Here is a 13,024-nt window from a genome sequence, read left to right as displayed (position 1 = left end):
AGGCTAACGCCCGGGAGGACGGCGACCGTGCTCAGCGTCCGACGGCGTCCAGGGCCCGCGCGATCCTGGCACCCAGGAAGGGCGCGAGGGTGGTGGCGTAGGTCGCGGTGAGGTGCGTCGGGTCCCGGTGCACCACGACGCCCCCGACGACCGCCGGGCAGCTGTCCACGGTGCAGTACCAGTCGGTCATGTCGACGTACGCGGCCATCGCGCCGACCCGGGCGACGGCCTGCTGCGACCCGTCGAACGACGCCGTCGCCTGGGCCCGCGGCACGTCGCACGCGGTCGTCGTCGGCCCGCGCATCTGCGCCACGCAGTCGAGGGTGTCGGGGCGGGCGACCGGGTTGTCCCGGATCGCGACGACCGGCACGCCGTTGTCGGTCGCGGACCGCCACGCACCGACGAGTCCGTCGACGACGGTCGCCTCGTTCGTGCTGCCCGCCGGGACGATGACCGGGCTCTTCGTGGTCGCGTGCGTCACCACGACGCCGTCGAGCTGGTCCGCGTGCGAGCGGATCCACGCGGTCGCGGAACGCTTCCAGCCCTGGCAGGTGTCCGTGTAGGCCTGGGACGGCGCCCACTGCTCGGCGGTCGTGAGGTAGCACCCGATGTGGCCGGCGACGTCGATGCGCCAGTGCCGCTGCTCGGCGATCGCCCGGTACGCCGAGATCAGGGCGTTGTTGTGCGAGTCGCCGACGGCGAGCAGGTGCTTCGAGTACCCCGTCTCCGGACCCAGTGAGCAGACGTTGAAGTCCGCCGTGGTGTTCGACCAGCACGCCGCGCGGTTCTGGTCGTCCGACCCGGCGGCAGCGGGCGCCGGCACCCGGACGCCGGCGAGCCTCGGGTCGACACAGGGGTCGGCGGACCCGATGCGGGCGGCGGCGCCGAAGCAGGCGACGTCGCCGGCCTGCAGCCGCTGCTGGTACGCCGCGGCCTGGTCCTGCTGCACCTGGAGTGCCCCGAGGGTGCTCGCCCCGAGCCCGATGACGAGCACGGTGCTGAGGGCACCGTAGAGCGCCACACGACGCGGCCGGAGTGCGCGGACCCAGGAGGAGAAGCGCAGGGGTTCCTCGACGAGGAGCGTCGTCAGCGCGGCGACCACGACCGACCCGACGAGCACGACGAGCTTCGACCGCGTGCCGAGCGGGTGCCCGAGGACGATCGGCAGGAGCACGACCGCGGGCCAGTGCCAGAGGTACACGGAGTAGGAGATCCGGCCGAGGAACGCCACGGGCGCGAACCGACCGAGCACGGCCAGCCCGGAGTGGCCGCCGAGCAGCACCACGAGCGCCGCCCCGACCACGGGCAGCAGCGCTGCGGTGCCCGGGAACGGGGTCGCCGGGGAGATCGCCCACAGGGACGCGAGCAGCAGGACCAGACCCAGCCACGAGCCTCCCGACCGGACCCACCGCGCCACCCGCGTGCCGGGAGCCGACAGCACGACGGTGGACGCGAGCCCACCCAGCGCGAACTCCCACGCCCGCGTCGCCGTCGAGAAGTAGGCGATGCCGGGCGCGGTCCGGGTCTCCACGACGCACCAGGCGAACGAGAGCACGACGACGGCGGCGAGCAGGACCCGCGCCGTCCGCACGGGGGAGTGCCAGCGCGTGCGGCGGAGCGCGAGCGCCAGCAGCGCCAGCACGACCGGGAGCACGATGTAGAACTGCTCCTCGACCGACAGCGACCAGAAGTGCTGGAACGGCGACGGCTGGTTGTCCGACGCCAGGTAGTCGACCGAGTCGGACGCGAGCTGCCAGTTCTGCACGTACACGGTGGAGGCGATGAGCTCGCGGCCGTACTGCCCCCAGAGCGTGCTCGGAACGGCCAGCAGCACCGCCGTGCCGGTGGCGAGCAGCGTCAGGAACGCGCCGGGCAGCAGCCGCTTCGCCCGCCGGGCCCAGAACCGACCGAGGGCGATCCGCCCGGTCGACACCTGCTCGCGGAGCAGGTGTCCGGTGATGAGGTACCCGGAGATGACGAAGAACACGTCGACGCCCACGAAGCCGCCGGGCAGCCGGTTCGGCCACAGGTGGTAGACGACGACGGCGAGGACGGCGAAGGCGCGCAGCCCCTGGACGTCCCACCGCGTGGTGTCGCGGGCCTGCGGACGCGAGGGCGCCGACGGGGTGTCGAGGGGAGCAGACATCGCGGAGAGTCTATGTATCGCGGATCGTCCACGGCGACGACACCGGCTGCCGATACGCTCGGGGCATGTTCCTCGGCATCACCAACACCCCCCGCGACTACGCGTGGGGGTCCGTCTCCGCCATCCCCGAGCTCCTCGGCCGCACCGTCACCGGCGCCCCGCAGGCGGAGCTCTGGCTCGGTGCACACCCGGGCAGCCCCAGCGTGGTCGTGAACCCCGCGATGGTCGGCGGCGCGGACACCGTGCTCGACTGGATCGCGGCCGAGCCGCAGGTCGCCCTCGGCGGGGACCGCACCGGCCTGCCGTTCCTGCTCAAGGTGCTCGCCGCCGCTGCACCCCTGTCGCTGCAGGCCCACCCGACGCCGGAACAGGCCCGCGACGGCTTCGCGCGCGAGGACGCCGCCGGCATCGCGCTCGACGACCCCGCCCGCAACTACAAGGACCCGTACCCGAAGCCCGAGCTCGTCGTGGCGCTCAGCGACCGGTTCGAAGCCCTGAGCGGCTTCCGTCCCGTCGACTCCACGCTCGCCGACGTCGAGACGCTCGACGGGGACAGCGGCCGCCTCGGCCCGCTCGTCGCGCACCTGCAGCAGGGGCTCGAGGACACCGTGCGGTGGCTCGAGGACGCCGACGGCTCCGCGCTCGCGGTCATCGACGCCGTCGGCCACCTGGCACCCGACGTCCAGGACCCCTCGCCGAACATCCGCACCGCCGCGGCGCTCGCCGAGTCGTACCCGGGTGACCCCGGCGTCGTCGTGTCGCTGCTGATGCACCGGGTGACGCTCACCCGCGGCCAGGCGATGTACCTGCCCGCCGGCAACATCCACGCCTACCTCGACGGCCTCGGCATCGAGCTGATGGCGCCGTCCGACAACGTGCTGCGCGGCGGCCTCACGCCCAAGCACGTCGACGTGCCGGAGCTGCTCCGCGTGCTCGACTTCACGGCGTACCCGGCGCCGCTGCTCGAACCCGAGGAGATCGCCCCCGGCGTCGACCGCTTCGCGCCGGCGGGCGTGGGGTTCGCGCTCGTGCGGGTCACCGGCGACGGACGGCCGGTCGGGCTCAGCACGGGTGGGGTGGCACCGCTCTCCGGGCCCTCGATCGCCATCTGCACCGAGGGCGTCGTGACGCTGGTCGGGGCGACCTCGGCGACGCTGCTCCGTCGGGGCGAGTCGTGCTTCGTGACCCCGGACGAGGGCGACGTCACCGTCGAGGCCGACTCGTCGGACGGCGTCACCTCGACGGTCTTCATCGCGACGGGGGCGTAGCGGGGGCTGCTGCGGCGGGGCGGCTGGCGCTGCTGCTGCTGCGGCGGGGCGGCGGGCGCTGCAGGGCGCTTCTGCGGCTTCGCGCAGCGGGTGCGCGGTGCTCCGCGGCGGGCGACGGTGCCGCGTCCGCTAGCGTGGCGACCATGAGTTGGCTGGTCACCGGCGGTGCCGGGTACATCGGATCCCACGTCGTCCGGGCGCTCCGCGCGGCGGACATCGACACCGTCGCGCTGGACGACCTCTCGAGCGGCTTCCGCGCGTTCGTCCCCGACGACGTCCCCTTCGTCGAGGGCACGATCCTCGACGGCGACCTCGTCGCGCGGACGATCCGGGAGCACGGGGTCACGGGCGTCGTGCACGTCGCGGGCTTCAAGTACGCGGGCGTCTCCGTCGAGCGTCCGTTGCACACCTACGAGCAGAACGTCACCGGCATGGCGACGCTCCTCCGCGCGATGGCCGATGCCGACGTCGACAAGGTCGTGTTCTCGTCGAGCGCCGCGGTCTACGGCACGCCCGACGTCGAGACCGTCGTCGAGTCCACCGCGAAGAACCCGGAGTCGCCGTACGGCGAGTCGAAGCTCATCGGCGAGTGGCTCCTGAAGGACATGGAGGTCGCGCGCGGCTTCACCACGACGTCGCTGCGCTACTTCAACGTCGTCGGCTCCGGCGTGCCCGACCTGTACGACGCCAGCCCGCACAACCTCTTCCCGCTCGTGTTCGACGCGCTGCTCGCCGGTCGCACCCCGCGGATCAACGGCGACGACTACGCCACGCCCGACGGCACCTGCGTCCGCGACTACGTGCACGTGGCCGACCTGGCGCACTCGCACGCCATCGCCGCGGCGAAGCTCGAGGCGGGGGAGCCCCTCGACCGCGCCTACAACCTCGGCAGCGGCGACGGCGTCAGCGTCCGGCAGATCATGGACGCGATGGCCCGCGGCACCGGCATCCCGTTCGAGCCGGAGATCGCCCCGCGCCGCCCGGGTGACCCGGACCGGATCGTGGCCACGGGTGAGGCCGCCGCGCGCGACCTCGACTGGGCGATGCGCCACACCCTCGACGAGATGGTCTCCAGCGCCTGGGAGGCCCGCCGCCGCGTCGGCTGAGCCCCCCCCGGCGCGCCGCCCCGCACTGCACCACGATCCGGACACAGCACCGCGCACCGCCGCGGTGCTGTGTCCGTTGAACGATGTCGGAGCGTGCCCGACCCACGCCCGAACCCCGCCGTGTCCCCCGACCTGCCGACAGAACCGGTGCGACACGCCCGAATGGGGGACATGACACGCCGGAACCCTCGGTGCCTCTTATGATCCGCGACTTGACTCCGGCGAATCACACCGCTGTAATTACAGGCAACGACCGACAGCGAGACGAACCAAGGGGTGATCAGGGTGAGCGGTTCCGACTTCCACGCCGGAGTTCCGGAAGACTGGCACGTCGACCCCGTGGCGCTCGGCGTCCCGGGCGTCCGACGTCCGGAGACCGACGACGAGGAGAACCCGCTCGCCTGGCAGGCGGACTCGCTCTGCGCGCAGACGGACCCCGAGGCCTTCTTCCCGGAGAAGGGCGGCTCCACGCGTGAGGCGAAGAAGATCTGCACCACGTGCGAGGTCCGGTCGCAGTGCCTCGAGTACGCCCTCGAGAACGACGAGCGCTTCGGCATCTGGGGCGGCCTCTCCGAGCGCGAGCGTCGCAAGCTCAGGAAGCGCGCGTAGCGACGCGCCACCGCGCGGCGGACCGATCTGGAGGCCCGGATCACGTCCGTCCCGCACCTCGCGTTGATCGTCTCCACAGGTTCACGGCGCGCCGACCCACCGGGCTGCAGCCGTGCCTCCAGTCCGTAGAGTGTCGCCCGTCATGCAGCCCAGTTCCGCTCAGCCCCGTGTCACCGCCGTCCTGGTCGTCGCCAACGGGGCGGACCACCTCGATCGGACGCTGGACGCCCTCGCCGGTCAGACCCGGCACCCGGAGAACCTGGTGGTCGTCGACGTCGGCTCGACGGACGGATCGACCGCCCAGCTCGAGTTCGGTGGTTCCGCCCAGCTGACCCGGATCCCGGCGGGCCGGTCGTTCGGCGACGCGGTCGCCGTGGCCGAGAAGGCCGTCCCACGTCCCGAGGCCGACGAGGCCGTCGACGAGTGGCTCTGGCTCATCGGGCACGACAACGCCCCAACGCCGACAGCCCTCGCCGAGATGCTGGCAGCGGTGGAGATCGCCCCGTCCGTCGCGGTCGCCGGTCCCAAGCTCGTCGACCCGCGTGACGCCTCGCGCATCCGCGACCTCGGCGAGAGCATGACCCGGTTCGGCCGGTCCCTCGTCCTCGTGCAGGACGAGCTGGACCAGGGCCAGCACGACCGCAACACCGACGTGATGGCGGTCGCCGCCGGCGGGATGCTCGTGCGCCGCTCGGTCTGGGCGACGCTCGGCGGGTTCGACCCGGCGCTGCCGGACGTCGACGCCGCCCTCGACTTCTGCGTGCGCGTCCGCCTCGCGGGGTACCGTGTCGCCGTCGTGCCCGAGGCGCGGGCCACGAGTGCCGGCCCGATCGAGGAGTTCGGCCGCAAGCGCGTGTCCGAGGGCCGCCGCGTGCGGATGCACCGACAGGCCCAGCTGCACCGCCGCATGACCTACGCGCCCCTCGGCGTGCTCTGGATCCACTGGCTCACCCTGGTGCCGTTCGCGATCGGGCGGGCGATCGGGCACCTCGTCGCGAAGCACCCGGCGGCGGTGTCGGGGGAGCTCTCCGCCGCGTTCGCCGTCGCCTTCGGGGGCGGGGTCTCGCGGGCCAGGAGGTCACTGGCGCGCACGAAGAAGCTCGGGTGGGCCGCCGTCGAGCCCCTGCGCGTCAGCTGGCGCCGGGTCCACGAGCGGCGGACCACCTCCCGCGACGTCGAGCTCGCGCGGGTCGAGGACGCCCCGGTCGCCCGGGCGTCGTTCCTCGGCGACGGCGGCATCTGGGTCGTCCTGGCCGCGGCGCTCCTCAGCGTCGTCACGCTCTTCCCGCTGCTCGGCTCGCCCGCGCTGACCGGTGGCGGGCTCCTGCCGCTGTCGACGTCGGTCGCGAAGCTCTGGCAGAACGTCGGCTACGGCTGGCACACCCTCGGCACCGGGTCCACCGGACCGAGCGACCCGTTCGCCGCCGTGCTCGCCGTGCTCGGGTCGATCGTGGCCTGGTCGCCGTCGACCGCCGTCGTGCTCGTGATGCTCCTGGCGTTCCCGGTGTCCGCGCTCGGTGCCTGGTTCGTCGTCCGCAAGCTCACGACGCGCACCTGGGTGCCGGTGGTGGGCGCGGCGCTGTACACGATCGCGCCGGCGCTCGTCGGCGCCGTCACCACGGGCCACCTCGGCGCGGTCATCGCGCACGTGCTGCTGCCCTGGCTGTTCCTCACCGTGCTCGAGGCGCACCGCTCCTGGGCCTCCGCCGCCGGCGCCGCGCTGCTGTTCGCCGGGGTCGCCGCCTCGGCACCGTCGCTCCTGCCGGTCCTGCTCATCGGGTGGCTCGTGTCGCTGGTGAGCGGCTGGCGGCATGCCCACCGACGGGTGTTCATCCCGGTCCCCGCCGCGGTGCTCTTCCTGCCGCTGGTGCTGACACAGATCGCCCGCGGCAACCCCCTCGGCGTCTTCGCGGACCCGGGCGTGCCCTCGGCAACCCGGGCGCCCTCGGCCCTGCAGCTCGCGATCGGGCAGCCGCTGCCCGACTGGAACGGCTGGCTGCCGGTGAGCTCGCCCATGTCCGCCGTCGTCGCCGCGCTGCCGATCGCCCTCGCCGTCCTCGCGCTCCCGATCGCCGTGACCGCCATCGGCGCCCTGCTCGGCCACCGCTGGCACGTCGCGGGCGTGGCGCTCGTCACCGCGCTGCTCGGGTTCGCCACCGCCTTCGCCGCCACCCACGTCGCGGTCACCGGCGTCGGGGCCACGACCACCATCGTCTGGCCGGGCAGCGGTCTCACGGTGTACTGGCTCGCGCTCGTCGTCGCCGTGTCGATCGGCATCGACACGCTGCCACGTCGGGCCCCGGTCGTCGGGGTCGTCGCCGCGGTGTTCGCCGGTGCGGCCGTGGCGCCCGCCTTCGCCGCGTTCTACCTCGGCAACGCGGTCATCCAGCCGACCACGGGCCGGGTCCTGAGCGCCTACGTCAACGCCGAGGCGCAGGCGAACCCCGACGTCGGCACGCTCGTCGTCGAACCGCAGACGAACGGCTCGCTCGCGGTGTCCCTCGAGCGCGGGCAGGGCTCGACGCTCGACGACCAGACCACGCTCGACGCCACGGCGCTGTCGCTGTCGTCCTCCGGGTCCCGGCTGGCCACCCTCGCCGGCAACCTGGCGAGCCGCAGCGGCTACGACCCGCGCCCCGCGCTCGAGGAGCTCGGCGTCAGCTTCGTGCTGCTCGACGACGCACCGGACGACGACCTCGCGCAGCAGGTCCACGACCGCGCCGCCGGGGCCATCGGCCAGAACGCGCTCTTCACGAGCATCGGTGAGACGACGAGCGGCCAGCTGTTCCACTACGAGGGCGACGTCGACCGTCCGAGCACCGGGTCCGCCGCGGCGCGGACCACGCACGTGCTCTACCTCGTGGTCCTCGGGGTGGTGTTCGGCGCCGCGGCACTCCTCGCCGTCCCGACCGCCCCGCGCCGACGCCGCGCCACCTCGAACGTCCTCGAGGCCGACGAACCCGCCACCACCTTCGACGAGGAGCGCGACGAATGACCACCACCGCTCGCCGCTGGGTCGTCCGCGGGACCGCCACCGTGATCGCCGTGGTCGTCGCTGCCGGCACCATCGCCGCCGCGCACACCTTCGGCACCCAGGAGACGCCGGGCCGTCCCGCCGGCCGCACCGTGACCCCGGTGCCGGCCGACGCCGAACGCGTCTGCGCGGGCAGCGCCCTGCGGCTCTCCGACGACGCCGGCAACGACGCCACGACCGCCACCCCGGTCGGGTCGCCCAGCATCGCGACGGCGACCACGGGCAGCACGGTCGACCGCTCCGACCTGCAGTCCTCGACCACGGGCAGCAGCAACCCGACGCTGCTCACCGCCCCGGCGGCGGACACCACCCCGCAGGTCGCCGGGTCCAGCTACCAGAGCGTCTCCGACGGCGACCTGGTCGGCATCGGTGCCGCCTCGTGCGACGACCCCTCGCAGTCGACCTGGCTCGTCGGCGGCTCGACCGAGACCGGCCGCACCAGCCTCATCACCCTCTCCAACCCGACCGACGTCAACGCCACGGTCGACCTGTCGGTGTTCGACGCGACCGGCACCGTGAGCGCCCCCGGCACGACGGGCATCGTCGTGGCGCCGAACTCGCAGAAGGTCGTGCCGCTGTCGGGCTTCGTCTCCGACCAGGCCTCGACGGTCGTCCACGTCACCTCGTCCGGCGGCCAGATCGTCGCCCACATGCAGGAGACCGTCGTCCGCACGCTCACCCCCGGCGGGTACGACGTCGTCTCCGGCGGCGCGGGACCCGCGCGGGCCCAGGTCATCCCGGGCGTCGTCCTCCGCGACATCCAGCAGGCCCAGCGCGGCGACGACACGGCCGACGCCGCGCCCGTCGTCCGGCTGTTCGTGCCCGGCACCAGGGCTGCCCGCGTCACCCTCGGCATCACGACGGCGACGGGCGGCGGCACCACGGTGAACACCACCGCCGAACCGGGCGTGGTCACCGACGTCGCGCTCGACGACTTCGACAACGGCCGGTACTCGATCACGGTCAGCTCCACCCAGCCGGTCGTCGCCGGTGCGCGGTCGACCACGCCGACGGCGGAACGCGGCACGGACCTCGGCTGGTTCGCGTCGGCGGAGCCCCTCGGCAAGCGCATCGTCACCGCGGTCGCGCCGGGGGACGGCGTCCGCCTCAACCTGGTGAACCCGACGACCGAGGACGCCCGCGTGACGATCGCGTCGGGCGACGACCGGCAGCGGGTCGACGTCGCGGCCGGGGCCACCTCCACCGTCCGTGTCCAGACGGCGAAGCAGCTCGTCATCACCGGTGCCGACCGGGTCGTCGCGGGCATCACCTACGCGGGCGACGACGGCCTGGCGGGGTTTCCGCTCCGTCCGGCGACCGAGGTCTCCAGCCCCGTCCGCGTCTACCCCTGACGCGGAGCGCGCCTCACCAGTGGCGGTAGCGGTCCGGCGCCAGGTCCCACGGGTCCTTGTCGAGCAGCTCGGCGACCGCACGGAACACCGCGGTCTCGACGACGATGCGCCGGTCGACGTCGTCCTTCTCGGGGGAGTGGGTGACGCGCTCGACGGGGATCCGGAACACGGTCACCCGACGCGCACCGTGCTCGACCCGCCACCGCGGCAGCTCGTCCGGCAGCGCTGACTCGGTCGGCATGTCGGCGACCTGGAACACGACGCCCTGCAGCTCCTCCGGCCAGAGGCCAAGCAGGTAGTGGGCGGTGTCGCCGACGATCCGGTCGAAGGCCTCGGCCCGGGTGATGACCGGCGCGAGCTCCGGTCCGGTGATGCTGGAGCGGTACCCCCGGCCGTGGCGGGACCGCCCGCGGCCGCGGGCGACCGGGGTGACGAGTCGGGGCTTGCGGCGCATCCCCACATCGTACGCGCGGCACCGGACGCCGACGGGGCGTCCGTTAGGGTCGTCGTCGAGATGGACGTACGGATCTGCAGCAAGGTCGCCTGTGGCGCGAGCGCCTCGTCGACCCTGACGTACGACTACGGCGACTCGATGGTCGTCATCGGGCCCCTCTCCACCCGCGTCGAACCGCACGGTTACGACCTGTGCGCCCGCCATGCCGCACGGCTGCGCGTGCCCCGGGGCTGGCACGTCATCCGCCGTGAGCCGCTCCGCGAGGAACGCTCCGCCGACTGACCCGGCCGCCCGCAGCACGCAGGTCGGCCCACCCGGGTGGTCCGGGCCTCCTGTCCGGCCTGGAGGCCCGCCCCACCACCGCGACCACAGGCACCGACCCGAGACGGCCGGTGCACACCTGCGGGAGGTGTCTCCCGCCTGCGGGAGGTGTCTCCCACCTGCGAGAGGTGTCTCCCGCCTGCGGGTGGTGTCGGGGGGCCGTGCGAGACTGGCCGCATGCCCACCGACACCCGCGCCGCAGCAGCACACCGCGTCGCCGACCTCGGCCTCGCCGAGGCTGGCCGCCACCAGATCCGCCTCGCCGAGAACGAGATGCCGGGCCTCATGTCCCTGCGCGAGGAGTTCGGTCCCTCGCAGCCCCTCGCCGGGGCCCGGATCGCTGGTTCCCTGCACATGACCGTGCAGACGGCCGTGCTCATCGAGACGCTCACGGCGCTCGGTGCCCAGGTCCGCTGGGCGAGCTGCAACATCTTCTCCACGCAGGACGAAGCCGCCGCGGCCATCGCGGTCGGCCCCACCGGCACCCCCGACGCTCCCGCCGGTGTGCCCGTTTTCGCATGGAAGGGCGAGACGCTCGAGGAGTACTGGTGGTGCACCAACCAGATCTTCGACTGGAGTGCCGAGGCCGCAGCGGCCGGGGCCTCCTGGACCGGTCCGAATCTCATCCTCGACGACGGTGGCGACGCCACGATGCTCGTCCACACCGGCGCGGACGCCGAGGCGGCGGGCCGTGTGCCGGACGCCGGTGACGACGCCAGCGCCGAGTACCGGATCGTGCTCGACACGATCGCGTCCTCGTTGCGGGACTCCTCGGACCGCTGGACCCGCATCGCCGCGGACATCGAGGGCGTGACCGAGGAGACGACCACGGGCGTGCACCGCCTGTACGAGCTGGCGCGCACCGACCAGCTGAAGTTCCCGGCGATCAACGTGAACGACTCCGTCACCAAGAGCAAGTTCGACAACAAGTACGGCATCCGGCACTCGCTGCCGGACGGCCTGAACCGCGCCACCGACGTGCTCATCGGCGGCAAGGTCGTGTTCGTCGTCGGCTACGGCGACGTCGGCAAGGGCGCGGCCGAGGCCATGCGTGGCCAGGGTGCCCGCGTCATCGTCAGCGAGGTCGACCCCATCTGCGCGCTGCAGGCCGCGATGGACGGCTACCAGGTCGCGCGCCTGTCGGACGTCGTCGACCAGGTCGACATCGTCGTCACCTGCACGGGCAACCTCGGGGTCGTCGGTGTCGAGGACATGCTCGCGCTCAAGCACCTCGCGATCGTCGCGAACGTCGGACACTTCGACAACGAGATCGACATGGTCGGCCTCGAGACCCTGCCCGGGGCCGAGAAGGTCGAGATCAAGCCGCAGGTCCACGAGTGGCGCCTGCCGAACGGCCGCTCGATCCTGGTCCTCAGCGAGGGCCGCCTGATGAACCTCGGCAACGCGACCGGGCACCCGTCCTTCGTGATGAGCAACTCCTTCACGAACCAGGTCCTCGCGCAGATCGAGCTGCACACCCGGCGCGAGTCCTACCCGACCGGCGTGTACGTGCTCCCGAAGCACCTCGACGAGAAGGTCGCACGACTGCACCTCGACGCGCTCGGTGTCCGGCTGACCGAGCTCCGGCCGGAGCAGGCGTCCTACATCGGCGTCCCGGTCGAGGGCCCCTTCAAGCCGGACCACTACCGGTACTGAGCCGCTGCCGGCGGCGGCGCCGCACCACGGAACGGACACAGCACTGCGCAAGTGCGCGGTGCTGTGTCCGTTTCGCGGTGCGCTCCGGCGCGACGTAGCGGCGCGAGCTGTCGTGGCAGCGCCTCAGCGCGGGAAGCCCGGCGGGCGCGCCCCGGCTGTCGCCGTCGCGTCGGCGAGCGTCCGCGCGCGGGACCCGAACGCCCGCAGGTCGCGCTCGCGCCGGAGTGCGACGACCCCTGCGAGGAACTCCACCGCGGGCACGGGCGGCACCGGGTGCGCGTACTCGGCGACCTCGGCCGCGAGTGCGAGGGCGGTGGCGTCGCGGAGTGCGGGCTGCACGGACGCGGCACCGCGGAAGAACGCTCCGAGTCGGTTCTCCAGGCGCTGGGGGAGCGCGCGGACATCGGCGACGGCCGACCACCCGACGAGCGACGGCGGCAGGAGCACGACCGGGTCCGTCGATCGCGGCAGCCGCTCGTGCTGCACGACCGTCCCGGCGAGCAGGTCCCCGAGTCGTCGCGGCCGCGAGCCGAAGAGCGCCACGACCACGGCCACCGAGCCGAACGTCGTCCACAGCTCGAGCACCCCGACGAGCGACCGGGTGAACGCGTGCCGGAACGACACCGCGCCGCCGTCGACCCGCACGACCCGGGTGCCGAGGGCGTACCGCCCGACGCTCTTGCCCCGCGTCACGGTCTCGACGGCCGCGGGCACCAGCACGAGGACGGTGACGATCGAGGCGATCAGCAATGCGGCGACCCAGGCCTCGTCGATGCCGGCGGGGACGACCCGCAGGAACCCGAGCAGCAGCATGAGGTACAGCGCGATCAGGCAGGCCCCGTCGAGGAGCCCCGCGGCCAGCCGCAGCGCGATGCCCGCCGGGACGACGTCGAGCGCGACCGCCTCGCCGACGACGAGCTCGTCGCTGGTCTCGTCGAGGGCCCGGACGAAGCGCTCGTCGGCGAGGTCCCGGGGCGTCCGTCGCTTCGACATGGTTCCATTGTGTCGGAACGACCCCGGCACGACCATGCCGGGGCGCACCCGGACCGAATGCCGGCACAGGCCGGCACAGGCCGGG

At 73.3% G+C, this 13,024-nt stretch carries 10 protein-coding genes; 7 read left to right on the top strand and 3 right to left on the bottom strand.

The window, feature by feature from the left end:
* Positions 1-31 precede the first annotated feature (31 nt).
* A complete protein-coding gene (locus OXR63_RS12765; RefSeq protein ID WP_267423824.1) occupies positions 32-2,146 on the bottom strand; it encodes an acyltransferase family protein in 2,115 nt (704 codons plus the stop codon).
* Positions 2,147-2,211: 65 nt separating this feature from the next.
* Here OXR63_RS12765 and manA point away from each other — a divergent pair, with 65 nt between their 5' ends.
* The 5 genes from manA (at position 2,212) to OXR63_RS12740 (ending at position 9,515) form a co-directional block, all read left to right on the top strand.
* A complete protein-coding gene (manA, locus tag OXR63_RS12760) occupies positions 2,212-3,414 on the top strand; it encodes a mannose-6-phosphate isomerase, class I (RefSeq protein ID WP_267423822.1) in 1,203 nt (400 codons plus the stop codon).
* Positions 3,415-3,557: 143 nt separating this feature from the next.
* On the top strand, positions 3,558-4,520 hold the full coding sequence (gene galE / locus OXR63_RS12755; protein WP_267423820.1) for a UDP-glucose 4-epimerase GalE: 963 nt from the start codon (positions 3,558-3,560) through the stop codon (positions 4,518-4,520).
* Between the two features lie 276 nt (positions 4,521-4,796).
* Positions 4,797-5,129, top strand: a complete 333-nt coding sequence (locus tag OXR63_RS12750) for a WhiB family transcriptional regulator (RefSeq protein ID WP_374116128.1) — start codon at positions 4,797-4,799, stop codon at positions 5,127-5,129.
* A gap of 142 nt (positions 5,130-5,271) precedes the next feature.
* Complete coding sequence (locus tag OXR63_RS12745; protein ID WP_267423818.1) at positions 5,272-8,124, top strand: glycosyltransferase family 2 protein; 2,853 nt, start codon at positions 5,272-5,274, stop codon at positions 8,122-8,124.
* The gene (locus OXR63_RS12740) at positions 8,121-9,515 is read left to right on the top strand and encodes a DUF5719 family protein (protein WP_267423817.1); all 1,395 of its coding nucleotides are present in this window, start codon (positions 8,121-8,123) and stop codon (positions 9,513-9,515) included. Before OXR63_RS12745 ends, OXR63_RS12740 begins: the two co-directional genes overlap by 4 nt.
* 13 nt (positions 9,516-9,528) lie before the next feature.
* Here OXR63_RS12740 and OXR63_RS12735 read toward each other — a convergent pair whose 3' ends face one another.
* Positions 9,529-9,969 (bottom strand): metallopeptidase family protein, encoded by a 441-nt coding sequence (locus tag OXR63_RS12735; protein ID WP_267423815.1) that lies wholly within the window; start codon positions 9,967-9,969, stop codon positions 9,529-9,531.
* 60 nt (positions 9,970-10,029) lie between these two features.
* Between OXR63_RS12735 and OXR63_RS12730 the strand changes: the two genes are divergently transcribed.
* Both OXR63_RS12730 and ahcY read left to right on the top strand, forming a co-directional pair.
* Entirely contained in the window at positions 10,030-10,251 is a 222-nt protein-coding gene (locus tag OXR63_RS12730; RefSeq protein ID WP_267423811.1) for a DUF3499 family protein, read from the top strand.
* A 216-nt stretch (positions 10,252-10,467) separates the two neighbouring features.
* Positions 10,468-11,946: an adenosylhomocysteinase gene (gene ahcY / locus OXR63_RS12725; RefSeq protein ID WP_267423809.1), complete on the top strand. Its 1,479-nt coding sequence runs from the start codon at positions 10,468-10,470 to the stop codon at positions 11,944-11,946.
* Positions 11,947-12,069: 123 nt separating this feature from the next.
* Here the strand turns inward: ahcY and OXR63_RS12720 are convergent, their stop codons facing one another.
* Positions 12,070-12,939 (bottom strand): RDD family protein, encoded by an 870-nt coding sequence (locus tag OXR63_RS12720; protein WP_267423807.1) that lies wholly within the window; start codon positions 12,937-12,939, stop codon positions 12,070-12,072.
* Positions 12,940-13,024: the final 85 nt, after the last annotated feature.

Origin of the sequence: Curtobacterium sp. GC_Cur_3 (assembly GCF_026544205.1) — a bacterium.
GTDB lineage: Bacteria > Actinomycetota > Actinomycetes > Actinomycetales > Microbacteriaceae > Curtobacterium.
The sequence above is the reverse complement of the archived record's forward strand: the minus strand, read 5'-3'. Positions and strand labels throughout refer to the sequence as shown.